The sequence below is a fragment of the Nocardioides sp. 616 genome (genome assembly GCF_002930065.1).
In the GTDB taxonomy this organism is placed as follows: domain Bacteria; phylum Actinomycetota; class Actinomycetes; order Propionibacteriales; family Nocardioidaceae; genus Nocardioides; species Nocardioides houyundeii.
Genome location: NZ_POAG01000020.1, coordinates 124,006 through 144,291 on the forward strand (window position 1 = coordinate 124,006; position 20,286 = coordinate 144,291).

Sequence of the window (20,286 nt, forward strand, 5' to 3'; positions counted from 1 at the left end):
TAGACTGGCCCGACCATGACCCAGATCGGATTCTCGCCAGGTTCCTCCACCATCGAGGACACGCGCACCGTCCCCACCGACGAGGGGGACCACGAGCGGTTCTCGCACTACGTGCCCAAGGACAAGCTCACCGAGGCGATGGTCATGGGTACGCCCGTCATCGCCCTGTGCGGCAAGGTGTGGGTGCCCAGCCGGTCCGGGGAGAAGTTCCCGGTGTGCCCGGAGTGCAAGGAGATCTGGGAGTCGCTCCAGCCCGGCGGTGAGGGCAAGGGCCCCGGGGGCAGTGGTGGCGGCAACGGTGGAGGCAACGGCGCGTGACGGAACGGCACGAGGCCGCCCTAGTCACACCCGCGCTCTCCCCGGCCTGGCCCGAGCGCGCCGCGTGGGGGACGGCTCCCTCCCTGCGCGCCTGGCAGACCGCGGCGCTGGCCAAGTACCTGGACGAGAGCCCGCGCGACTTCCTGGCGGTGGCGACGCCGGGGGCCGGCAAGACGACCTTCGCCCTGACCCTGGCCGCTGACCTGCTGGCCCGCCGCGTCGTCGACCGCGTCACCATCGTGGCGCCCACCGAGCACCTGAAGGTCCAGTGGGCCGAGGCCGCCGGTCGCGCCGGCATCCCGATCGACCCGACGTACTCCGCGGGCAAGGGGCGGACCTCCAAGGACTACCTGGGCATCGCGGTCACCTACGCCGGGGTGGCGGTCAACCCGCTGGCGATGCGGATCCGCACCGAGAACTTCAAGACCCTGGTGATCCTCGACGAGGTGCACCACGCCGGCGACGCGATGTCGTGGGGCGAGGGGATCCGTGAGGCGTTCGAGCCGGCCACCCGTCGGGTGGCCCTGACCGGGACCCCGTTCCGGTCCGACATCAACCCGATCCCGTTCGTCAGCTATGCCCCCGGCCCCGACGGGGTGCCGCGCTCGGTGGCCGACTACACCTACGGCTACGCCCAGGCGCTGGCCGACCACGTGGTGCGGCCGGTGCTCTTCATGGCCTACTCGGGGGAGATGACGTGGCGCACCCGAGCCGGCGACGAGGTCGCCGCGCGCCTGGGTGAGCCGCTGACCAAGGACCTGAACGCCCAGGCACTCCGCACCGCCCTGGACCCGTCGGGCTCCTGGATGCCTGCGGTCCTGGAGGCCGCGGACAAGCGGCTCTCCGAGGTCCGCCGGCACGTTCCCGACGCCGGTGGGCTGGTCATCGCCTCGGACCAGGACTCCGCGCGTGCCTACGCGGGGCTGCTGAAGAAGATCACCGGCGCCTCGCCCGTGGTGGTGCTCTCGGACGAGAAGGCGGCGTCGAAGAAGATCGGCAAGTTCACCGACTCCGAGGACCGCTGGATGGTCGCGGTGCGGATGGTTTCCGAGGGGGTCGACGTACCGCGGCTCGCGGTCGGGGTGTGGGCGACCCGCACCGCCACCCCCCTCTACTTCGCCCAGGCCGTGGGCCGGTTCGTGCGCGCCCGGCGGCGCGGCGAGACCGCCTCGGTCTTCCTGCCCTCGGCCCCGAACCTGCTCGCCTTCGCCTCCGAGATGGAGATGCAGCGCGACCACGTGCTCAAGCGCAAGGTCAACGACGAGGGCGACATCTTCGCCGCCGAGAACGACCTGCTCGCCGCCGCCCAGGCCGGCGAGGGCGCCTCGGACGAGCTGGACGGTCTGCCCTTCGAGGCGCTGGGCTCCACCGCCTCCTTCGACCGGGTGCTCTACGACGGCGGCGAGTTCGGCCACTCCGGGGAGGTGCACGTGGGCTCGGAGGAGGAGATGGACTTCCTCGGGATCCCCGGACTCCTGGAGCCCGACCAGGTGCGCGAGCTGCTGCACTCGCGCCAGAGCGAGCGCGCCGCCATCCAGAAGGCAGCCAAGCCCAAGGACGACGTCGTGAGCGAGGTCTCCACCCACGAGCAGCTGGCCGTGCTCAGGCGTGAGCTCAACGGGCTGGTCGCTGCCTGGTTCCACCGCACCGGCCAGCCGCACGGGGTCACCCATGCGGCGCTGCGCAAGCAGTGCGGTGGCCCCGCGGCTGCGGTGGCCACCGCCGAGCAGCTGCATGCCAGGATCAACGCGCTGCGGGACTGGGCGATCCGCAAGACCTCCTGAGGGTCCAACGGGGCGGATCGCCCCTAGACTCGCAAGCATGGCTGCTGAGACTTCGCAGACGCTCGACCGTGGCCTCCGGGTGCTCTCGGTGCTGGCGGCGTCGCCCGATGGGCTCACCATCACCGCGCTGGCCAATCGGCTGGGCGTCAACCGCACCGTGGTCTACCGCCTGGTCTCCACGCTCGAGCAGCACGCCCTGGTGCGCCGAGACGCCCAGGGGCGGCTCTACGTCGGTCTCGCCGTCCTGCACCTCGCCGCCGCGGTGCAGCCGGTGCTGCGCGACCTCGCGGTCCCGGTGCTGCGCCAGCTTGCCGAGACGGTCGGGGCGACCGCCCACCTGAGCGTGGCCGACGGGGACGAGGCCCTGGCCTTGGCGGTGGTCGAGCCGTCGTGGACCGACTTCCACGTGGCCTACCGGGTGGGCTCGCGCCACCCGCTGAACCAGGGCGCCGCGGGCAAGGCGATCCTGCTCAGCCGCTCCGGCAGCACCGCCACCCGGTACGCGGTGACCCACGGCGAGCTGCAGTCCGGGGCGCACGGCCTGGCGGCGCCGGTCCGCGGGATCCAGGGGCTGGACGCCTCGGTGGGCATCGTGACCCTCGGCACCCCCATCGACGAGTCGGTGATCGCGCCCCGGGTGCTGGCGGCCGCCGAGGAGGTCACGGCCCGACTGGGCTGACCGGACCCCGTGGGGGGACGTGAACGCACCATCCGGGCTGTTCGACCGGTGCGCTCGGTTCCCCTCAGGCCGGCTGGGTGCTGGCGGCTCCGACGTGGTGCCGGCCGATGGGCAGCATCAGCGGCCGGCCCGACAACGGGTCGACGATGACGCTGCACTCCAGCCCGAACACGGCACGGACGGTCTCCTCGGTGAGGACCTCGTGCGGGGTTCCGGCCGCGTGCAGCCGCCCGCCGGCCAGCGCGATGAGGTGGTCGGCGTACCGGGCGGCGAGGTTGAGGTCGTGCAGCACCATCACGATCGTGGTGCCACGGCTGCGGTTCAGGTCGGTCAGCAGGTCGAGCACCTCCACCTGGTGGCTGACGTCGAGGAACGTCGTCGGCTCGTCCAGCAGCAGCAGGTCGGTCTGCTGCGCGAGCGCCATCGCGATCCACACCCGCTGCCGCTGCCCGCCGGAGAGCTCGTCGACGGGTCGGTCGCACAGCTCCACGGTGTCGGTAGCCTCCAGCGCCGCCGCCACCGCCGCGTCGTCCGCCGCGCTCCAGCGCGACAGCAGGCGCTGGTGCGGGTTCCGGCCGCGACCCACCAGGTCGCTGACGGTGATGCCCTCCGGGGCGAGCGGTGCCTGGGGGAGGAGCCCCAAGGTGCGCGCCAGCTCCTTGGCCGGCAGCCGGTGCACCTGACGGCCGTCGAGCAGGACCTGGCCGGTGCGCGGGCGCAGCAGCCGCGACATCGAGCGCAGCAGCGTGGACTTGCCGCACGCGTTGGCCCCGACGATGGCGGTCACCCGCCCTGGCGGCACCACCAGGTCGAGGCCCTCGACGACGGTGCGGTCGCCGTACCCGAGGGTGAGGTCTTCGACGTCGAGCGTGTGGCGAGTGGTCACAACGAGCCTCCGGCGCGGTTGGTGCGGACGATGAGGTAGACCAGGTACGGCGCCCCGAGTACGCCGGTCACCACGCCCACCGGGTAGCGGTGACCGAAGGCGTACTGGCCGGCGAGGTCGGCCACTAGGACGAGCAGGGCGCCGACCAGGGCGGAGGGCAGCAGGAGAGACGTGCCGGGTCCCACGATCCGGGCGGCGATGGGGCCGGAGAGGAAGGCCACGAACGCGACCGGACCCGCGGCTGCGGTGGCGAAGGCGACCAGGCCCACGGCGGCCACGATGGCCACCAGTCGGGTGCGCTCCACCCGGACGCCGACCGAGGACGCCGCGTCGTCGCCCAGCTGGAGCGTGTCCAGGTCGCGGCCCCGCAGCAGCAGCACCGGTCCCAGCACGGCGAGCGCTGCCACCGTGGGCAGTACGTCGTCCCAGGAGGTGCTGTTGAGGCTGCCGGTGAGCCACCGAGTGGCCTCCTGCAGGTCCCACGCCGCGGCGCGGCTGAGGATGTAGGCGGTGACGCTCTCCAGCATGGCGGCGACGCCGATGCCGATAAGGATCAGCCGGGTGCCGGCGACCCCGTCGCGGAAGGACAGCAGGTAGATCAGCAGCGCGACCCCCAGGCCCACCACGATCGCGAAGACCGAGACCGCCGTTCCAGCCAGCCCGAGCGTCACGATCGCGAAGGCCGCGGCAGCGCTGGACCCGGCGCTGATGCCGATGATGTCGGGGCTGGCCAGCGGGTTGCGCAGCATCGTCTGGAAGGTGACGCCGCCGAGCCCGAAGCAGAGGCCGACCAGTAGGGCCAGCACGGCGCGCGGCAGCCGGAGCCGGCCCACGGTGAAGGACGCGCCGGGGACGTCCTGGCCGAGCACGACGCGGACCACGTCGGAGGCGGGGTAGAAGGTGCGGCCCACCATCAGGCTGGTGACGAAGGCGACGACGACGAGGGCGAGCAGGAGTCCGAGCACGGCGCGGCGCCGAGCCCCACGCCGGCTGCGTCCGCGGCTGACCCGCTCGATGGTCGTGGCGGTCACAGCGAGTGCACCTTGTGCCGGCGTACCACGTAGATGAAGAAGGGGGCACCGACCAGGGCGGTGATGATGCCGACGTCGACCTCGCTGGGGCGCGCGACGATCCGGCCGACCACGTCGGCGGCGGTCAGCAGCGCGGCTCCGCCGACGGCCGAGAAGGGCAGCAGCCACCGGTGGTCCACGCCCACCAGCAGCCGGCACAGGTGCGGCACCACCAGGCCGACGAAGCCGATCGGGCCGGCGACCGCGGTGGCGGCGCCGCACAGCAGGACCGCGCCGAGGGCTGCGGTGGCCCGGGTCAGCGCCACTCGCTCGCCCAGGCCGGCGGCGAGGTCGTCCCCGAGCGCGAGGGAGTTGAGGCCGCGCGCCGCGCCCAGGCTGAGCAGCGCGCCGACCGCCAGGAACGGCAGCACCAGGGTGATGGAGTCGAACGAGGCGCCGCCGACTCCACCGATCTGCCAGGAGCGCACGCCGCCGGCGATGTCGTTGCGCGGCAGGACCACCGCGGTGATGAAGGAGGAGAACGCCGCCGAGGTCGCGGTGCCGGCCAGGGCCAGCTTGAGCGGGGTGGCGCCGCCTCGGCCCAGTGACCCCACGCCGTACACGAAGGCGGCCGACAGGGCCGCGCCGGCGATGGCGAGCCACACATAGCTGGAGGGGGTCGAGAGCCCGAACCACGCGATGCCGGTGATCACGGCGAGCGAGGCGCCCATGTTGACCCCCAGGATACCGGGGTCGGCCAGCGGGTTGCGGGTGACGCCCTGCATGACCGCCCCGGCCAGGCCGAGGGCCCCTCCCACGGTGAAGGCCAGCAGGGTGCGGGGGATCCGCTTGGTGACCGCGGCCTCGCTGAGGGTCTCGCTCGACCCGCCGAGGGCGGCGAGGATGTCGTCGAGAGCGACCTCGCGCGAGCCCACCGCGACCGACCACGCCCCCAGCGCGGCCAGCGCCGCCAGGCTCGCCAGGAACCAGACGGCGCGCAGCCGCCGGGGGCGCCGCACGATGGCGGCGCCCCCGGCGGGCTGCGTGGTGACCGGGTCGCGGGACACGGTCGGGGTGGGGCTCACGGCCTGATCAGCTCCTGCTCAGGCGCCGGCGGCTTCCGAGAGCATGGTGACGTAGTCCTCCAGGACGAAGGAGATGGAGAGCGGCGTCGGGTTGGCGGCGGTGCCCAGCGGGGTGTTGGGCAGCAGCACGATGGCGTCGTTCTTGACCGCCGGCATCTTCGACAGCAGCGGGTCACCCTTCAGGGCCTTGACCAGCTCCTCGTCCCCGTAGGTCACGATGATCTCGACGTCCTCGAGCTGGTCGATCTGCTCCGCGCTCAGGGTGCCGGAGAACTCCTCGCTCTCCGCGGAGGCGGTCTCGATGCTCTTCGGGGTGGCCAGGCCGAGGTCGGAGAAGAACTTCGCCCGGGTGTCGTGCGTCGTGTAGTAGCTGACCTCGCTGAGGTCGGTGGTGTCCACGTGGGTCAGGAACATCGCGGACTTGCCGGCCAGCCCGGGCGCGTCGGCGACTGTCTCGTCGATCTCCGCCTCGAGGTCGGCCACGAGCTGCTCGCCCTCGTCGGCCATCCCCATCGCCTCGCTGCTGACGGTGATCATGTCGCGCCACTCGGTCGACCAGGGCGCCTCCGGGTAGGCGACCACCGGCGCGATCTCGGTGAGCGTGTCGTAGTCCTCCTGCGTCAGGCCCGAGTAGGCGGCCAGGATCAGGTCGGGATCGGTGTCGGCGACCGCTTCGAAGTCGATGCCGTCGGTCTCGTCGAAGAGGACCGGGGTCTCGGCGTCGAGCTCGTCGAGCTTCTCGGTGACCCACGGCAGCAGGCCGTCGCCGTCGTCGTCGCCGAAGTTGGCGGCGGCCATGCCGACCGGGACCACGCCCAGGGCCAGCGGCACCTCGTGGTTGGCCCAGTTGACCGCCGCGACGCGCTCGGGCTTCTCCGGGACCGTGGTGGTGCCGAGGGCGTGCTCGATGGTGAGCGGGAAGGCTGCCGAGGTGGAGGAGTCCGACGTGGACTCAGCCGCGTCGGAGTCGTCTGTGGAGCCGCCGCAGCCGGTGAGCAGGAGGGAGGCGGCTCCCAAGGAGCCGACCAGCAGGCGCAGTGATCGCACGTGAGACCTTTCGGGAAGGGGCACATCGCGTGCCCGGGCGCTTGACGCCACGTCCGTGGTCGCAGCCCGGCGTGGTGTTGGTAAGGCTAACCTAAACCCGCGTCAGGCGCCGGGCGGGGTGACCGATGGGTGGACGGCCGCCTTCGCCAGGGGAAGCACTCGGTGCGGCACCTGCTCGGCGAGCGTGATCACGGTGGAGCTGCGCACGATCGCCGGGCTGGTCAGCACCCGGTCGATGACCCGCTGCAGGTCCGCGTTCGAGCGCGCCACCGCGCGGGCCCACATGTCGCCGGCCCCGATGATCGTGTGCGCCTCCAGCACCTCGGGGATCTGCGCGAGATGGGCCGCGACGGTGTCGTGGCCGGACCCCTGCCGGATCTCCAGGGTGAGGAACGCCGTGACCGGGAAGCCGAGGGCCGCGGGCGAGAGGTGCGGCGACCAGCTGGTGATCACCCCCTTGTTCGCCAGTCGGTCGAGCCGGGCCTGCACGGTTCCCCGGGCCACGCCCAGGCGCCGCGAGGCCTCGAGCACCCCCAGCTTGGGCTCGCGGGAGAAGAGCTCGATCAATGTGCCGTCGAGGGCGTCCATGAGTGCTCCTGGAGTGGACAAGCTGTCTAGCGGATCGACGTACTGTTGCACAGGTTGCGTGAGGCTCGTCACTCTCGTGCCATGACTCAGACAGTTCCCGGGGCCTCGGGCCCCACCCGCGAGGTGGCCTCGACCGGGGCGGCCCTCACCGCCGAGGAGCTCAAGGCCGACCTGACCCTGGAGCAGCTCAAGCAGCTCGTGGGGCTGGTGGAGTACGACGCCAGCAGGGACCCCTTCCCGGTCACCGGGATGGACGCCATCGGCTTCGTGGTCGGCAATGCGACCCAGAGCGCGACCTTCTACCAGCTGGCGCTGGGCATGGAGCTGGAGGCCTACCGCGGCCCCGAGACCGGCACGCGTGACTCCAAGTCCTTCGTGCTGCGCTCCGGCTCCGCCCGGTTCGTCTTCACCGGCGGCGTCACGCCGGACAGTCCGGTGCTGGACCACCATCGCAAGCACGGCGACGGCGTCGTCGACCTCGCGCTCGAGGTGCCCGACGTGGACCGGTGCATCGAGCACGCCCGGACGATGGGGGCGCGCATCCTCGATGAGCCGCACGACGTCACCGACGAGCACGGCACCGTCCGCACCGCCGCCCTCGCGACGTACGGCGAGACCAGGCACACCCTGGTCGACCGCTCCCGCTACGACGGGCCCTACCTGCCCGGGTACGTCGCCCGCACCGCCACGGTCGCGCGGCGCGAGGGGCACCCGCGCCGGCTCTTCCAGGCCGTCGACCACTGTGTCGGCAACGTGGAGCTGGGCCGGATGGACGAGTGGGTGGAGTTCTACAACAAGGTCCTGGGCTTCACCAACATGGCCGAGTTCATCGGCGACGACATCGCCACCGACTACTCCGCGCTGATGTCCAAGGTGGTCGCGAGCGGCAACCACCGGGTGAAGTTCCCGCTCAACGAGCCGGCGATCGCGAAGAAGAAGTCGCAGATCGACGAGTACCTGGAGTTCTACGACGGGGCCGGCTGCCAGCACATCGCCCTGGCCACCAGCGACATCCTGCGCACCGTCGACATCGCGCGGGACAACGGCATCGAGTTCCTCGACACCCCGGACTCCTACTACGACGACGCGGCGCTGCGGGAGCGGATCGGCGAGGTGCGGGTGCCGATCGAGGAGCTGAAGAAGCGCAGGATCCTGGTCGACCGCGACGAGGACGGCTACCTGCTCCAGATCTTCACCCGTCCGATGGGGGACCGGCCCACGGTCTTCTACGAATTCATCGAGCGCCACGGCTCGCTGGGGTTCGGCAAGGGCAACTTCAAGGCGCTCTTCGAGGCCATCGAGCGCGAGCAGGACGCCCGCGGCAACCTGTGAGTCCGAGTCGCCACCAGGCGAGTTCTCGGAACCCCTTGCATATCGAAAGTCGATACCCTACGGTCCACCCAGGGTATCGATGATCGATAGGGGTGGCTGATGCGTCGCAAGGTGAGGGATCCGTTGGCACCCATCGAGATGGGCGTCTACTTCGTCTGGGGAGTCCTGATGCTGAGCCTGCTGCTCATTCCCTTGGCGATCTGGGGAACGGGCAGCATCGGGGGAGTGGGTCGCGGAGACCCCGAGGTCTGCGTCGAGGCTGCTCCGGGAGTCGTGATCGGGTACGGGAACGGCACCTACTTCGACGAGCACGGCGAGGTGAGCGGCGGATCCTGGGAAGGCCCTGTCGGCGTGAAGTCGGGGGTCTCGGACTTCCCGGTGAAGATCAGGTACTGCGACAGCAGGCCGGACTCCACGGCCCAGGTCCTGGAGGGCGTGCGGGGGCTCTTCCCCCTGGTGGCCGCCTTGGGCTTCTTCGAGGGGTTCCGACGGGTGCTCCGGCGCGCCAGGACGGCAGGCGTGTTCTCGACCACGGTCGCTCGTGGACTCTCCGTCCTGGGCTGGTACATGATCGCGTGGGGGAGCCTCGAGACGCTCACGGCGGGCCTCGTGGACGCCGCGCTCCTGAGGTCCATGGCAGAGGGGCGGGAGACGCAGTGGTTCGTGCTCTCGGGATCCCCGTGGGTCCCTCTGCTGGTCGGCTTGGGACTGCTGAGCGCCGGCCGGATCATGGTCCACGCCGTGGTGCTGCGTGAGGACGTCGAGGCGACGATCTGATGGGACCGCGGCGCACCGAGAGCGAGGCCGATGGCGAGGCCCACGGGGTCACCGTGCACCTCGACGAGGTGCTGCTCGCGCGGGGGATGACGCTGACCGAGCTCGCCGACCGGGTCGGGGTGACGGTGGTGAACCTGTCGGTGCTGAAGAACGGCCGGGCGCGGGCGGTGCGGTTCAGCACGCTGGCGGCCATCTGCCGGGCGCTGGACTGCCAGCCGGGTGACATCCTGCGGGTCGACTGACCGAGCCGCGGACGTCGTCGCGTACCGCGACTCAGTGCAGCAGCAGGCCGACGCCGAGCGCGCCCATCACGACCGCGATCGCGGAGTCGAGCACGCGCCAGGCCGAGGGGCGGGCGAAGAAGCCGCGCAGCAGACGGGCGCCGTACCCCAGGCCGAAGAACCAGGAGGTGCTGGCGATCAGCGCGCCGGCCAGGAACCACCACCGGTCCTCGCCGAAGCTGTTGGCCACGGTGCCGAGCATCAGGATGGTGTCCAGGTAGAAGTGCGGGTTGAGCCAGGTCAGCGCGAGCGTGGTCAGCACCGCGCGCCCCACGCCCATCCGGCGCCCGTCGCCGGCGTCCAGGCCCTTGGGGCGCCACGCGCGGAGCGCGGCATGCAGCCCGAAGGCCAGCAGGTAGACGCCGCCGAGCACCTGGGCCACCGGGAGGACGCCCGGCCAGCGCTCGAGCACCACGCCGAGCCCGAAGACGCCGGCGATGATCGCCACGGCGTCCGAGATCAGGCAGGTGAGCACGATCGGCAGCATGGCCTCGCCCTTGATGCCCTGGCGGAGCACGAAGGCGTTCTGCGCGCCGATCGCGACGATGAGGGCAAGGCCGGTCAGCATTCCGGCGAGCAGGACGTTCCACATGGGGACAACGCTAGGAGTGATGGCAACTTAACTCCAGCGAAGTATTTTGGACAATCATTAGAATGTCTTGTGTGAAAGACCTCACCCAGCTGGACCCCGTCGCCCTGCGGACCCTGGCCACCGCCGTCGGCCTCGGCACCTTCGAGGCGGCCGCCCGCGAGCTGCACGTGACCCCGTCCGCGGTGAGCCAGCGGATCAAGGCCCTGGAGACCCGGGTGGGCCGGGTGCTGGTGCACCGGGTGAAGCCGCTGGAGGCCAGCGAGGCCGGTCAGGTGCTGGTGCGGCTCGCCGCACAGCAGGAGATGCTGGAGCGGGAGGCCGTCGCCGAGCTGCTCGAGGACGAGGACGCCGCGGAGGACACGCCGTACGCCGCGGTGCCGCTGGCGGTGAACTCCGACGCGCTGCACACCTGGCTGATCGACGCGCTGGTCGCCGTGCAGGCCGACCACCGGGTCACCTTCGAGCTGGTCCGCGCGGACCAGTCGCGCACCGCGGAGCGCCTGCGTCGCGGCGACGTGATGGCGGCGCTGACCTCGGACCCGCGGCCGGTCCCCGGCTGCCGGGTGGTCAAGCTGGGGCAGATGCGCTACCTGGGCGTGGCCAGCCCGGCCTGGCGGGAGACCCATCTGCCCGAGGGGCCGACCCCGGCGGCGCTGGCCAGGGCGCCGATGATCACCTTCGACCGCAACGACACCCTGCAGCACGACTTCCTGCGCAGGGTCACCAGGCGGCGGCTGGCGCCACCGGCGACCTTCATCCCGTCCGTCGCGCAGTTCGAGAACGCCGTACGCCGAGGGATGGGCTGGGGGATGCTCCTGGACTTCCAGGCAGCCGACGCCGTCGAGCGGGGCCAGCTGGTGGAGCTCGTACCCGGCCGGCACGTCGACGTCCCGCTCTACTGGCAGCACTGGCGGCTGGAGTCGCAGGTGATGGCGGACCTCACCCGCGAGGTGAAGGCGGCAGCGGGGACCTGGCTCAGCTGACTGGCGGGCTCAGAGCACCTTGGAGAGGAAGGCCTTGGTGCGCTCGTGCTGGGGGTCGCCCAGCACCTTCGCCGGGTCACCCTCCTCGACGATGACCCCGTCGTCCATGAAGACCACCCGGTCGCCGACCTCTCGGGCGAAGCCCATCTCGTGGGTGACCACCATCATCGTCATGCCCTCGGAGGCGAGGTCCTTCATGACGGCCAGCACGTCGCCCACCAGCTCGGGGTCCAGCGCGGACGTCGGCTCGTCGAAGAGCATCATGTCCGGGTCCATCGACAGGGCCCGGGCGATCGCCACCCGCTGCTGCTGTCCACCGGAGAGGTGCGCGGGGTAGGCGTCCTCCTTGCCCGCCAGACCGACCTTGGCCAGGTTGCGGCGCGCGATCTCGACCGCCTCGGCACGCTTGCGGCCCTTCACCTTCTCCTGGGCGATGCAGAGGTTGCGCAGCACCGTCATGTGGGGGAAGAGGTTGAAGGACTGGAAGACCATGCCGATCCGGGCGCGCAGCGCGTCGACGTCCGCGTCGGGGTCGGTGATCTCGGCACCCTCGATGAGGATCCGTCCGCTGGTCGGGATCTCCAGCAGGTTGATGCAGCGCAGCAGCGTGGACTTGCCCGAGCCGCTGGGCCCGATCACGCAGACCACCTGGGCCTGGCCCACGTGGAAGTCGATGCCCTTGAGCACCTCGTTGTCACCGAAGCTCTTGTGCAGGTCCTGGACGTCGATCGCCGCCGCGCCCCGTCTCGGGTCCACCGATCCCTCCACAGTCATCAACGTGCCCTCTCGGATCGGTTCTCCATCTGGCGCACCACGATGGAGAGCGGGATGGTGATCAGCAGGTAGCAGAAGCCCACCACGACGAGGGCGGTCAGGCTGTTGGAGGTGTTCATGGTCTCCCGGCCGAACTTGGTGAGCTCCTGGGTCTCCAGGTAGACCCCCAGCACGTAGACCAGCGAGGAGTCCTTGGTCAGCAGGATCAGCTCGTTGGTCAACGGCGGCAGGATGATCCGGAACGCCTGGGGGATCACCACGCTGATCATCGCGCGGGTGTGCGACATGCCCAGGGACCTCGCGGCCTCCAGCTGCCCCTTCGGCACAGCCTGGATGCCGGCCCTGATGGTCTCCGCCATGTACGCCGCCCCGACCAGGCCGAGGGCCAGCGTCACCTTGCCCAGCACGCCGCCGGGGATGTCGCGCCCCGGGAACGCCAGCGGGACGCCGGTGCCGATGGCCAGGAAGACCACCAGCGCCGGCACTCCGCGGAAGAACTCGATGAATGCGGTGGCCAGCCATCGGTACGGGCCGACGGGGGAGAGCCGCATCAGCGCCAGCACCAACCCCAGCACCAGGCCGAAGGCGAAGGCGCAGGCGGTGTAGATGACGGTGTTCTTCAGTGCGATCAGCAGCACGTCGGGGAACATCGAGCGGATGACCTCGGTGTTGAAGAACGCCCGCTTCATCTCGTCCACGTCCACCGCCGAGGCCACCAGCACCAGCACCAGCACCAGGACGACGTACTGGATCAAACGGCTGCGCCGCGCGCGCTGACGTGGGCTGGCCATGTCTACCTCTGCTCGGTCGGGCCCCGGCCGGCGCCGGGGCGGGTCACTGGGAGAACGTCACGTCCCCGCGGGGCGGGTCACTGCGCGGGCGCGTCCCCGAACCAGGTGGCGTAGATCTCGTCGTAGGTGCCGTCGTCCTTCGCGGTGGTGAGGGCCTCGTCGAAGGCGGCCAGCAGCTCGTCGTTGCCGTCCTTCTTGACCGACATCCCGTACTGCTCGCCGGTGTCGAACTCCGCGGTCACCTCGGTGTCCGGGTTCACCTTGGCGTAGTCGTAGAGCACGCCGTTGTCGTTGACGCCCGCCGCGACCTGCCCGGTCTTCACGGCCGCGGAGAGCAGCGCGAGGTCCTCGTAGGAGACGATCTTGGCGTCCTTGGGACCGTTCTCCTTGACGTAGATCTCGCCGGTGGTGCCCTCCTGCACGCCGATCTTCTCCCCGGCCAGGCTCTCCAGGGAGTCGAACCCGGAGCCAGCCTTGGTCAGCAGCGCCTGGGTGGCGTCGAAGTACGGCTCGGTGAAGTCCATCACCGCGGCGCGCTCGTCGGTGATCGTCATGCCGCCCTGGGCGATGTCACAGCGGCCGGTGTTGAGCGCCTCCGCGGAGGTGATGGTCTCCCACGGCACGTCGATGACCTTGGTCTCCAGAGCCGGGTCCTGGGCCTTGGCGACCAGGTCCACGACGTCGACGTCGAAGCCGACGATCTTGCCGTCCTCGGTGTACTGGAACGGCTTGTAGGGCAGGTGGGTGCAGACCGTCAGCACCCCGTCGTCGACCAGGTTGATGCCCGACTCGGTCGTCGTGGTCTCGGTGTCGGTCGCGCAGCTGGCCAGGGCCAGGGCCATGACCGCGACGCCCAGACCGGAAGTGATCGAAGTGAAGTTCATCCCCGAACGATAAACCCACTCTGCCACCTGTCCAGGTGGGTCCACGCGTTCCACGCGTGGCGCTCGACGATGTCGCCCCTGTTCCGGGACGATGCTCCGGTGGCCACCTACCTCGCCTTCCTGCGCGCGATCAACCTGGGCGCCAGACGGAAGTTCCCCAAGGACGCGATCCGCGCCGCCGTCGAGTCCGCCGGTGGGACCGGGGTGCAGACCTACATCAACACCGGCAACGTGCTGCTCACCAGTGAGCTCGGCTCCTGCGCGGAGGTGGGGCAGGCACTGGAGGCCGCGTTCCTCGCGGACCGGGGCTTCGAGGTGCCGACGATCGTCTTCGAGCCCGACGAGCTGGTCGCGGTCGCCGAGCACGCCGACCGGCTGTGGACCGAGCTGGGGGAGCCGGCCGCGCACTACATCACCCTGCTCAAGGCGCCCGCGCCCCGCGAGGCCGTCGAGGCGCTGCGGGACAGGTCGGCGGCCGGGGAGCAGCTCGTCGTGTCCGGACGAGCGGCGCACCTGGTGCTGCAGCACGGCTACCACGAGTCCAAGCTCGCGGGGAGCGCCACGATGAACAAGCTGGGCGTGGGGACCGCGCGCAACGTCAACGTGGTGCGGACGCTGGCCGAGCGCTGGTGCCGCTGACCGGCCGGGGGCCGGTCACTCCCCGGAGAAGCGGGGTGGCCGCCTCTCGCTGAACGCCGCCATCCCCTCCGCCGCGTCGTCGGTGCGCAGCAGCAGCGACTGACCCCTCCGCTCGGACTCCAGCGCCGGCTCGAGGTGGTGCAGGGCGGCGGCGTTGACCGCGCGCTTGGTGGCCGCCTGGGCCAGGGGCGCGCCCTCGGCCAGCCGACGTACCAGCGCGTCCACGGTCTCGGGGAGCTCCGCGTCCTGGCACAGGTGGGAGACCAGCCCGGCGTCGTACGCCTCGCGGCCGGTCAGCGGCTCGGCGAGCAGCGCCATCCTCATCGCGCGGGCCCGGCCCACGGCGGCCGCGACCGTCGCGGTAGCGCCGCCGTCGGGCATCAGGCCCACCCGGGCGAAGGCGAGCAGGAAGGACGCCGACTCGGCGGCGACCACCAGGTCGCACGCCAGCGCCAGCGAACAGCCGACCCCGGCCGCGACGCCGCTGACGGCGGCCACCACGGGCTTGTCGCTGCGCACCACGGCGCGGACCAGGCGATTGGCCCGGTCCAGGGCGGTGACGTCGAAGTTCTCGTGGGCGTCGGTCCCCGACAGGTCGGCGCCGGTGCTGAACGCCCTGCCGGCGCCGGTGATCAGCACCGCCCGCACGTCGTCCCGGCTGGACAGGCCCTCCAGCGTCGCGCTGAGGTCGTCGACCATCGCGGCCGTCAGGGCGTTGAGCACCTGCGGGCGGTTGAGCACCACCCGCAGCACCGAGTCCGCGACGTCGACCTCCAGGTCAGCCAAGGAGCACTCCGGCGCCGAGCATCTCCTCCAGCGCGGCCGCCGTCGTGGCCGGCGCCACCCCGGCGCAGAGCTGGGGCAGCACCCGGGTCGTGAACCCCTGGGCGACCGCGTCCAGGGCGGTGGCCCGCACGCAGTAGTCGGTGGCGATGCCGCAGACGTCCACGGCGCTCACCTGGCGCTCGCGCAACCACTGCCTCAGCGGTACGCCGTCCAGGTCGACGCCCTCGAAGCCCGAGTACGCGGCGGCGTGCTCGCCCTTGCGGAAGACCGCCTGGAACGGCCCGGGATCCAGGTTGAGGTGGAACTCCTCACCGGTCGTGCCCACCTCGCAGTGCACGGGCCAGGAGTCGACGAAGTCGGGCTCGCTGGACCAGTGGGCCCCGGGGTCGATGTGGTGGTCCTTGGTGGCCACGACGTGGGAGTAGTCCGGTGCGTCCGGGAGCTGCTGCTGCCACCGCTGGAGCAGGGCAGAGACGTCGGTGGCGACCTGGGCCCCACCGGCCACGGCGAGCGATCCGCCCTCGCAGAAGTCGTTCTGCACGTCCACGACGATGAGTGCGCGAGTCATGACAGGCAGGCTAGTCGGTGCCCTAGGTTGTGCCGCGTGCTGTGGCTGCCGGTCGTGATAATCGCGGGTGCGACGCTCATCTTCGTCCTGGTGCTGGGCATCCTCGCGGTGGCCTTCAAGCGCCGGCCGCAGAGGGCCGGCTGGGTCCAGCGCGCGGTGCTGGAGTCCCCGCCCGGCTCCCCGCCGCCGGACTACCGGCCCTGGTCCGCGGAGACGCCGTACGTCGGGAGTGGAACGCCGTGGTGATCAACGGCCGGTCCGGCCTGCTCGGGCTCGACCGCACCTTCGGGACGATGCGGCTCGACGGCGGGGACGTGCGGTTGCGGGGACCAATGGGCGAGGTCCGGTGCGCGGTGAGCACCGAGCACCTCAACCGGTTCAGCTCCAACACCGCCAAGGACTTCCGCGAGTGGGAGTACGCGAGCCAGCTCGTGGGTCTGCTGCACGCCCACGGCGCCGGCGTCCTGCCCTGAGGACCGCGCCGTCAGGCGTCGAGATGCACGGTCCGGATCGCCGGCTCGCCCTTGCTGAGCTGACGAGCCTGGAGCGGGAGCTCCTCGCGGCTGGCCAGGTGCCGGGCCCGGGCCGCGGCCAGCGGCTCCCGGCCGACCACCTTGCCGTCGCGGATCAGCGGGACGAGCAGCGCGCGGTCGTCACCGTCGTTCGCCGGGGCCGCGCCGATGCCGACGACCTCCGCCTCGGCGGTGCCACGCGCGTCGCGGCGGCGCAGGGCGAACTTCCGGCCGCCGACCGAGATCTTGTCCTTGCTCTTCTTCGCCACCGAGACCATGTGCCCGGCGTCGTCGGCCCGGCTGACGAGCTTGTAGACGAAGCCGGAGGTGGGGTGGCCCGAGCCGGTCACCAGCTGGGTCCCCACGCCGTACCCGTCGACGGGCGCCGCGGCCAGACCGGCGATCGCGTACTCGTCGAGGTCGCTGGTGACCACCACCCGCGTGCCCGTGGCACCCAGGGAGTCCAGCTGCGCACGCACCTGGTGGGCCAGCACCCCGAGGTCGCCGGAGTCGATGCGCACCGCCCCCAGGGAGGGGCCCGCGACCTCGACTCCCAGCCGCACCGCCTCGGCGAGGTCGTAGGTGTCCACCAGCAGCGTCGTGCCCTCGCCCTGGGAGGCGACCTGGGCGCGGAAGGCGTCCTCCTCGGTGTCATGGAGCAGGGTGAAGCTGTGCGCCGAGGTGCCGGTGGTGGGGATGCCGTAGCGCTGGCGTGCCGCCAGGTTGGAGGTGGACTCGAAGCCCGCGACGTACGCCGCCCGGGCGGCGGCCACGGCAGCCTCCTCGTGGGTGCGTCGGGAGCCCATCTCGATGCAGGGACGTCCCTGCGCCGCCCAGGTCATCCGGGACGCCGCCGAGGCGATCGCGGAGTCGTGGTTGTAGATGGAGAGGAACAGCGTCTCCAGCAGCACGGCCTCGGCGAAGGTGGACTCCACGACCACCAGCGGGGAGTAGGCGAAGTAGGTCTCGCCCTCGGGATAGCCCCAGACGTCGCCGTTGAAGCGGAAGTCGGCGAGCCAGTCCAGCGTCTGCTCGTTGACCACGTCGTCCTCCCGCAGCACCGCGAGCGCCTCGTCGTCGAAGCGGAAGCGCTCGAAGGCGTCCAGGGCACGCCCCACGCCCGCGACCACGCCGTAGCGGCGGCCCTCGGGGAGCCTGCGGCCGAAGAGCTCGAAGACCGAGCGTCGCTCGGCGGTCCCGGCCGCCAGAGCGGCCTGCACCATGGTCAGCTCGTAGTGGTCGGTGAGGAGGGCCGTCGAGGGCCCTGGCGCGTAGGACGTCACGGCGCCAACGTACCCAGTCAGGGCCTGTGCCACGATGAAGCCGTGTCTGCTGCCAGCCCGGTCGAGGTCGAACCCGACCTCTCGACCGACGAGAACGTCCTCCTGGACAAGCCCTGGGTGACCATCGTGTGGAACGACCCGGTCAACCTGATGTCCTACGTCACCTACGTCTTCCGCAAGTACTTCGGCTACGACAAGGCCAAGGCCGAGCGGCTGATGATGGAGGTGCACGAGGACGGCCGGTCCGCGGTCAGCACCGGCTCCCGCGAGGAGATGGAGCGCGACGTCCAGGCCATGCACGAGTACGGCCTGTGGGCCACGATGGAGCGGGCGACATGAGCGGCTTCACCAGGCACCGGCGCAGCGGCGCCGCGATCGCCAACTTCACCGGCTTCGAGGCCGACCTGCTGCGCTCCCTGGCCGCCCAGCTGGTCGAGCTGCTGCGCAACGAGCGCGCGGTGCCGGTCGAGGGCGCCGACCCGCTGGAGGCGATGCTGGACTTCTCCGGTCCCACCACCGAGCCCGAGGACCCGGTGCTCAAGCGTCTGTTCCCCACCGCGTACGCGGACGACGAGGAGGCGGCCGGCGAGTTCCGGCGCTTCACCGAGGGAGCCCTGCGCGACGGCAAGGCCGCTGCCGCGATCAGCGTCATCGAGGCCCTCGAGGAGGCCGGGCTGCCGGCCGAGCTGGACGAGGACGGGCTGATGATCGACGTGGAGCTCGCCGAGCCCCAGGCCGAGACGTGGCTGCGCAGCCTGACCGACATGCGGCTGGCCATCGCCACCCGGCTCGAGATCCAGGAGGGCGACGAGGAGTTCTGGCACACGCTGCCCGAGGAAGACCCCCGGGGCCAGGCGCACGACATCTACGAGTGGCTGGGCTACCTCCAGGAGACCCTGGTGGAGGCGCTGACCTCATGAGGTCCTCGGTGGTGGCGCCGTGACCCCGGTGCCCGAGTTCGTCCTCGCGGTCCGCGAGCTGATCGGCCACCACCCGCTCTGGCTGCCCGGCGTCACCGCGGTGATCACCCGCGAGAACCCGGACGGTCGGGAGATCCTGTTGGTACGGCGTACCGACGACGGCACCTGGGCCCCGGTCACCGGGGTGGTGGACCCCGAGGAGGAGCCCGCGGTCTGTGCGGCCCGCGAGGCCCTGGAGGAGACCGGGGTGGTGATCTCGGTCGACCGGCTCGCCAGCGTCTCGGTGCTCCCGGAGATCCGGTACGCCAACGGGGACCGGGCGGCGTACCTCGACCTGACCTTCGCCTGCGCCTGGCTCAGCGGCGAGGCGCACGTGGCCGACGAGGAGTCCACCGACGTGCGTTGGTGGCCGGTCACCGCGATGCCGGCGATGAGCGCGCACATGAGCGTCCGGGTCGCAGCCGGGCTCTCGACCGAGCGCGAGGCGCGGTTCCTGCGCTGATCAGCCGCTGTGCGTGGTGACGCCGTACCGCGCGCGGGAGGCCAGTGCCCAGCGGGCGGCCGGCACCGAGACCACTGAGACCCCCACCATCAGGCCGGCCAGCATCAGCCAGCCCCGCTCACCCTGCTCGACGCAGAAGAAGGCCACCATCGGCGGGCCCACCACGTTCATGATGCTGAACCCCAGGCCCGCGAACCCCTGGTACTGCCCCTGACGCTCGTGCGGGGCCAGCCCCATCTGCAGCCCCCACTGTCCTCCGGAGCCGATCATCTCCCCGACCACGTGGACCAGTGAGCCGACCACCAGCACCACGATGGCGGCCGTCGGGTCGGCCCGGTCGGCCAGGGCGAAGATCGCGAAGGCCGCGGCGACGAACCAGGCTCCCCGCACCAGCGCCCGGGCGCCTGCCTCGACCGAGTCGGCGCGCCGGGACAGGCGCACCTGGAACACCGCGACCAGGGCGGTGTTGAGGATGAGCAGCAGCGCCACCATCACGGTCGGCGCCTCGGTGCGCTGGGAGATGTAGAGCGCCAGCCCGAGCTCCACGATGATGAAGTGCAGCGAGAAGATCCCGGTGATGGTGACGATCACGACGTAGGGCAGGTCCCGGATGACGGCCAGTCGCGGCTCGCCCTTCACGTGCGGCCGGGCGGGGATATCGGGCAGCCGGGTGGTGTTCCAGGCCGCGAACCCGGTGAACAAGGCGTTGAGCACGAAGACCGCCACGTAGGCCTCGGTGCGGTCGACCGTCAGGGCCAGGCCCCCGCACACGGCGCCCAGCCCGATGGCGGTGTTGGTGACCGCACGCAGGTAGGCCTTGAACAGCACGCCCTTGCCGCCCCGGGCGATCTGGGCGATCACGCCCTGCTGGATGGCGTTGGCCGAGCGCTCGAAGAGAGCCAGGATCCCCAGCAGGACCGCCAGGGCGAGCGGGCTGCGCGCCAGCACCGGGGGAGCGGAGAACAAGGCGGAGCCGGTGAGGGTGAGCAGCAGCATCCGCCGGGGGCCGCGAGTGTCACCGAGGTGGCCGGCCGGCACCTGGACGAGCATGCCGACGATCCCGGCCGCGGACATGGCGAACGCGACCTCGGCGGGCGAGAAGCCGACCTGACGGGTGAAGTACAGGGCGCTGGTGGTGATGACGGCGCCGGCGCCGAACCGGTTCGCGAAGCTGCTCAGGGCCAGGATCCGCAGGTCCGGGTCGACCGGCACGCCGCGGCGGGTCAGCGTCTGGGAGGTGGTGGGGGTGGTCATCGCTGTCCTGC

Annotated in this window: 26 protein-coding genes; 13 read left to right on the forward strand and 13 right to left on the reverse strand. The window is 71.4% G+C overall.

What is annotated here, in order from left to right; all coding sequences use genetic code 11:
- Nucleotides 1-15 precede the first annotated feature (15 nt).
- From C5H89_RS14230 to C5H89_RS14240, 3 genes are read left to right on the forward strand one after another with little or no spacing between them, the layout of a single operon-like run.
- Nucleotides 16-318 (forward strand): DUF3039 domain-containing protein, encoded by a 303-nt coding sequence (locus tag C5H89_RS14230; RefSeq protein ID WP_104107643.1) that lies wholly within the window; start codon nucleotides 16-18, stop codon nucleotides 316-318.
- Nucleotides 315-2,102 (forward strand): DEAD/DEAH box helicase, encoded by a 1,788-nt coding sequence (locus tag C5H89_RS14235; RefSeq protein WP_104107644.1) that lies wholly within the window; start codon nucleotides 315-317, stop codon nucleotides 2,100-2,102. The genes C5H89_RS14230 and C5H89_RS14235 overlap by 4 nt, the downstream gene beginning before the upstream one ends.
- Nucleotides 2,103-2,139: 37 nt before the next feature.
- Nucleotides 2,140-2,781, forward strand: coding sequence for a helix-turn-helix domain-containing protein (locus C5H89_RS14240; RefSeq protein ID WP_104107645.1), 642 nt, complete (start codon nucleotides 2,140-2,142; stop codon nucleotides 2,779-2,781).
- 64 nt (nucleotides 2,782-2,845) lie between these two features.
- On the opposite strand, the gene C5H89_RS14245 is transcribed toward C5H89_RS14240, so the two are convergent.
- From C5H89_RS14245 to C5H89_RS14265, 5 genes are all read right to left on the reverse strand, one after another.
- Nucleotides 2,846-3,667 (reverse strand): ABC transporter ATP-binding protein, encoded by an 822-nt coding sequence (locus C5H89_RS14245; protein WP_104107646.1) that lies wholly within the window; start codon nucleotides 3,665-3,667, stop codon nucleotides 2,846-2,848.
- Nucleotides 3,664-4,698: an iron chelate uptake ABC transporter family permease subunit gene (locus C5H89_RS14250; RefSeq protein ID WP_104107647.1), complete on the reverse strand. Its 1,035-nt coding sequence runs from the start codon at nucleotides 4,696-4,698 to the stop codon at nucleotides 3,664-3,666. Before C5H89_RS14250 ends, C5H89_RS14245 begins: the two co-directional genes overlap by 4 nt.
- The gene (locus C5H89_RS14255) at nucleotides 4,695-5,762 is read right to left on the reverse strand and encodes an iron ABC transporter permease (RefSeq protein WP_240181880.1); all 1,068 of its coding nucleotides are present in this window, start codon (nucleotides 5,760-5,762) and stop codon (nucleotides 4,695-4,697) included. The genes C5H89_RS14250 and C5H89_RS14255 overlap by 4 nt, the downstream gene beginning before the upstream one ends.
- 18 nt (nucleotides 5,763-5,780) lie before the next feature.
- Entirely contained in the window at nucleotides 5,781-6,809 is a 1,029-nt protein-coding gene (locus tag C5H89_RS14260) for an iron-siderophore ABC transporter substrate-binding protein (RefSeq protein WP_104107648.1), read from the reverse strand.
- A gap of 102 nt (nucleotides 6,810-6,911) precedes the next feature.
- Nucleotides 6,912-7,397 (reverse strand): Lrp/AsnC family transcriptional regulator, encoded by a 486-nt coding sequence (locus tag C5H89_RS14265; RefSeq protein ID WP_205305038.1) that lies wholly within the window; start codon nucleotides 7,395-7,397, stop codon nucleotides 6,912-6,914.
- Nucleotides 7,398-7,478: 81 nt separating this feature from the next.
- On the opposite strand from C5H89_RS14265, the gene hppD reads away from it, so the two are divergent.
- The 3 genes from hppD to C5H89_RS14280 all read left to right on the forward strand — a co-directional run bounded on the left by hppD (nucleotide 7,479) and on the right by C5H89_RS14280 (nucleotide 9,748).
- Nucleotides 7,479-8,729: a 4-hydroxyphenylpyruvate dioxygenase gene (gene hppD / locus C5H89_RS14270; RefSeq protein WP_104107650.1), complete on the forward strand. Its 1,251-nt coding sequence runs from the start codon at nucleotides 7,479-7,481 to the stop codon at nucleotides 8,727-8,729.
- 99 nt (nucleotides 8,730-8,828) lie between these two features.
- Nucleotides 8,829-9,506, forward strand: a complete 678-nt coding sequence (locus C5H89_RS14275; RefSeq protein WP_104107651.1) for a DUF2975 domain-containing protein — start codon at nucleotides 8,829-8,831, stop codon at nucleotides 9,504-9,506.
- On the forward strand, nucleotides 9,506-9,748 hold the full coding sequence (locus C5H89_RS14280; RefSeq protein WP_104107652.1) for a helix-turn-helix transcriptional regulator: 243 nt from the start codon (nucleotides 9,506-9,508) through the stop codon (nucleotides 9,746-9,748). Before C5H89_RS14275 ends, C5H89_RS14280 begins: the two co-directional genes overlap by 1 nt.
- Nucleotides 9,749-9,779: 31 nt before the next feature.
- Here C5H89_RS14280 and C5H89_RS14285 read toward each other — a convergent pair whose 3' ends face one another.
- Complete coding sequence (locus C5H89_RS14285) at nucleotides 9,780-10,379, reverse strand: LysE/ArgO family amino acid transporter (protein WP_104107653.1); 600 nt, start codon at nucleotides 10,377-10,379, stop codon at nucleotides 9,780-9,782.
- Nucleotides 10,380-10,450: 71 nt separating this feature from the next.
- Between C5H89_RS14285 and C5H89_RS14290 the strand changes: the two genes are divergently transcribed.
- Nucleotides 10,451-11,362 carry a LysR family transcriptional regulator ArgP gene (locus tag C5H89_RS14290; RefSeq protein WP_240181881.1) on the forward strand — a complete coding sequence of 304 codons (912 nt, stop codon included), beginning with the start codon at nucleotides 10,451-10,453 and terminating at the stop codon, nucleotides 11,360-11,362.
- Between the two features lie 9 nt (nucleotides 11,363-11,371).
- Here the strand turns inward: C5H89_RS14290 and C5H89_RS14295 are convergent, their stop codons facing one another.
- The 3 genes from C5H89_RS14295 to C5H89_RS14305 all read right to left on the reverse strand — a co-directional run bounded on the left by C5H89_RS14295 (nucleotide 11,372) and on the right by C5H89_RS14305 (nucleotide 13,811).
- Complete coding sequence (locus tag C5H89_RS14295) at nucleotides 11,372-12,136, reverse strand: amino acid ABC transporter ATP-binding protein (RefSeq protein ID WP_104107655.1); 765 nt, start codon at nucleotides 12,134-12,136, stop codon at nucleotides 11,372-11,374.
- Nucleotides 12,136-12,927: an amino acid ABC transporter permease gene (locus C5H89_RS14300; protein WP_104107656.1), complete on the reverse strand. Its 792-nt coding sequence runs from the start codon at nucleotides 12,925-12,927 to the stop codon at nucleotides 12,136-12,138. The genes C5H89_RS14295 and C5H89_RS14300 overlap by 1 nt, the downstream gene beginning before the upstream one ends.
- Before the next feature lie 77 nt (nucleotides 12,928-13,004).
- Nucleotides 13,005-13,811, reverse strand: a complete 807-nt coding sequence (locus C5H89_RS14305; protein WP_104107657.1) for a transporter substrate-binding domain-containing protein — start codon at nucleotides 13,809-13,811, stop codon at nucleotides 13,005-13,007.
- A 69-nt stretch (nucleotides 13,812-13,880) separates the two neighbouring features.
- On the opposite strand from C5H89_RS14305, the gene C5H89_RS14310 reads away from it, so the two are divergent.
- The gene (locus C5H89_RS14310; protein WP_104107658.1) at nucleotides 13,881-14,450 is read left to right on the forward strand and encodes a DUF1697 domain-containing protein; all 570 of its coding nucleotides are present in this window, start codon (nucleotides 13,881-13,883) and stop codon (nucleotides 14,448-14,450) included.
- Nucleotides 14,451-14,465: 15 nt separating this feature from the next.
- On the opposite strand, the gene C5H89_RS14315 is transcribed toward C5H89_RS14310, so the two are convergent.
- On the reverse strand, nucleotides 14,466-15,236 hold the full coding sequence (locus tag C5H89_RS14315; RefSeq protein WP_104107659.1) for an enoyl-CoA hydratase-related protein: 771 nt from the start codon (nucleotides 15,234-15,236) through the stop codon (nucleotides 14,466-14,468).
- Nucleotides 15,229-15,804 (reverse strand): nicotinamidase, encoded by a 576-nt coding sequence (locus tag C5H89_RS14320; protein WP_104107660.1) that lies wholly within the window; start codon nucleotides 15,802-15,804, stop codon nucleotides 15,229-15,231. The genes C5H89_RS14315 and C5H89_RS14320 overlap by 8 nt, the downstream gene beginning before the upstream one ends.
- 54 nt (nucleotides 15,805-15,858) lie before the next feature.
- On the opposite strand from C5H89_RS14320, the gene C5H89_RS14325 reads away from it, so the two are divergent.
- The gene (locus C5H89_RS14325; RefSeq protein WP_162799382.1) at nucleotides 15,859-16,050 is read left to right on the forward strand and encodes a hypothetical protein; all 192 of its coding nucleotides are present in this window, start codon (nucleotides 15,859-15,861) and stop codon (nucleotides 16,048-16,050) included.
- Nucleotides 16,044-16,277, forward strand: coding sequence for a hypothetical protein (locus C5H89_RS14330; protein WP_104107662.1), 234 nt, complete (start codon nucleotides 16,044-16,046; stop codon nucleotides 16,275-16,277). Before C5H89_RS14325 ends, C5H89_RS14330 begins: the two co-directional genes overlap by 7 nt.
- A gap of 11 nt (nucleotides 16,278-16,288) precedes the next feature.
- On the opposite strand, the gene C5H89_RS14335 is transcribed toward C5H89_RS14330, so the two are convergent.
- Nucleotides 16,289-17,599: a nicotinate phosphoribosyltransferase gene (locus tag C5H89_RS14335; RefSeq protein WP_275887128.1), complete on the reverse strand. Its 1,311-nt coding sequence runs from the start codon at nucleotides 17,597-17,599 to the stop codon at nucleotides 16,289-16,291.
- A 42-nt stretch (nucleotides 17,600-17,641) separates the two neighbouring features.
- On the opposite strand from C5H89_RS14335, the gene clpS reads away from it, so the two are divergent.
- From clpS to C5H89_RS14350, 3 genes are read left to right on the forward strand one after another with little or no spacing between them, the layout of a single operon-like run.
- Nucleotides 17,642-17,938, forward strand: coding sequence for an ATP-dependent Clp protease adapter ClpS (gene clpS, locus C5H89_RS14340; protein WP_101523862.1), 297 nt, complete (start codon nucleotides 17,642-17,644; stop codon nucleotides 17,936-17,938).
- Nucleotides 17,935-18,519 carry a DUF2017 domain-containing protein gene (locus C5H89_RS14345; protein WP_101523863.1) on the forward strand — a complete coding sequence of 195 codons (585 nt, stop codon included), beginning with the start codon at nucleotides 17,935-17,937 and terminating at the stop codon, nucleotides 18,517-18,519. Before clpS ends, C5H89_RS14345 begins: the two co-directional genes overlap by 4 nt.
- A gap of 19 nt (nucleotides 18,520-18,538) precedes the next feature.
- Nucleotides 18,539-19,021 (forward strand): NUDIX domain-containing protein, encoded by a 483-nt coding sequence (locus C5H89_RS14350; protein ID WP_104107663.1) that lies wholly within the window; start codon nucleotides 18,539-18,541, stop codon nucleotides 19,019-19,021.
- Here the strand turns inward: C5H89_RS14350 and C5H89_RS14355 are convergent, their stop codons facing one another.
- Nucleotides 19,022-20,275 carry an MFS transporter gene (locus C5H89_RS14355; RefSeq protein WP_104107664.1) on the reverse strand — a complete coding sequence of 418 codons (1,254 nt, stop codon included), beginning with the start codon at nucleotides 20,273-20,275 and terminating at the stop codon, nucleotides 19,022-19,024.
- Nucleotides 20,276-20,286 lie beyond the last annotated feature (11 nt).

Bases quoted from the DNA above. Each gene is read 5' to 3' on its own strand.
- hppD (WP_104107650.1), top strand. From the start codon at position 7,479: ATGACTCAGACAGTTCCCGGGGCCTCGGGCCCCACCCGCGAGGTGGCC.
- C5H89_RS14230 (WP_104107643.1), top strand. From the start codon at position 16: ATGACCCAGATCGGATTCTCGCCAGGTTCCTCCACCATCGAGGACACG.
- C5H89_RS14280 (WP_104107652.1), top strand. From the start codon at position 9,506: ATGGGACCGCGGCGCACCGAGAGCGAGGCCGATGGCGAGGCCCACGGG.
- C5H89_RS14355 (WP_104107664.1), bottom strand. From the start codon at position 20,275: ATGACCACCCCCACCACCTCCCAGACGCTGACCCGCCGCGGCGTGCCG.
- C5H89_RS14240 (WP_104107645.1), top strand. From the start codon at position 2,140: ATGGCTGCTGAGACTTCGCAGACGCTCGACCGTGGCCTCCGGGTGCTC.
- C5H89_RS14305 (WP_104107657.1), bottom strand. From the start codon at position 13,811: ATGAACTTCACTTCGATCACTTCCGGTCTGGGCGTCGCGGTCATGGCC.
- C5H89_RS14295 (WP_104107655.1), bottom strand. From the start codon at position 12,136: ATGACTGTGGAGGGATCGGTGGACCCGAGACGGGGCGCGGCGGCGATC.
- C5H89_RS14345 (WP_101523863.1), top strand. From the start codon at position 17,935: ATGAGCGGCTTCACCAGGCACCGGCGCAGCGGCGCCGCGATCGCCAAC.
- C5H89_RS14320 (WP_104107660.1), bottom strand. From the start codon at position 15,804: ATGACTCGCGCACTCATCGTCGTGGACGTGCAGAACGACTTCTGCGAG.
- C5H89_RS14310 (WP_104107658.1), top strand. From the start codon at position 13,881: ATGTCGCCCCTGTTCCGGGACGATGCTCCGGTGGCCACCTACCTCGCC.
- C5H89_RS14265 (WP_205305038.1), bottom strand. From the start codon at position 7,397: ATGGACGCCCTCGACGGCACATTGATCGAGCTCTTCTCCCGCGAGCCC.
- C5H89_RS14300 (WP_104107656.1), bottom strand. From the start codon at position 12,927: ATGGCCAGCCCACGTCAGCGCGCGCGGCGCAGCCGTTTGATCCAGTAC.
- C5H89_RS14275 (WP_104107651.1), top strand. From the start codon at position 8,829: ATGCGTCGCAAGGTGAGGGATCCGTTGGCACCCATCGAGATGGGCGTC.
- C5H89_RS14285 (WP_104107653.1), bottom strand. From the start codon at position 10,379: ATGTGGAACGTCCTGCTCGCCGGAATGCTGACCGGCCTTGCCCTCATC.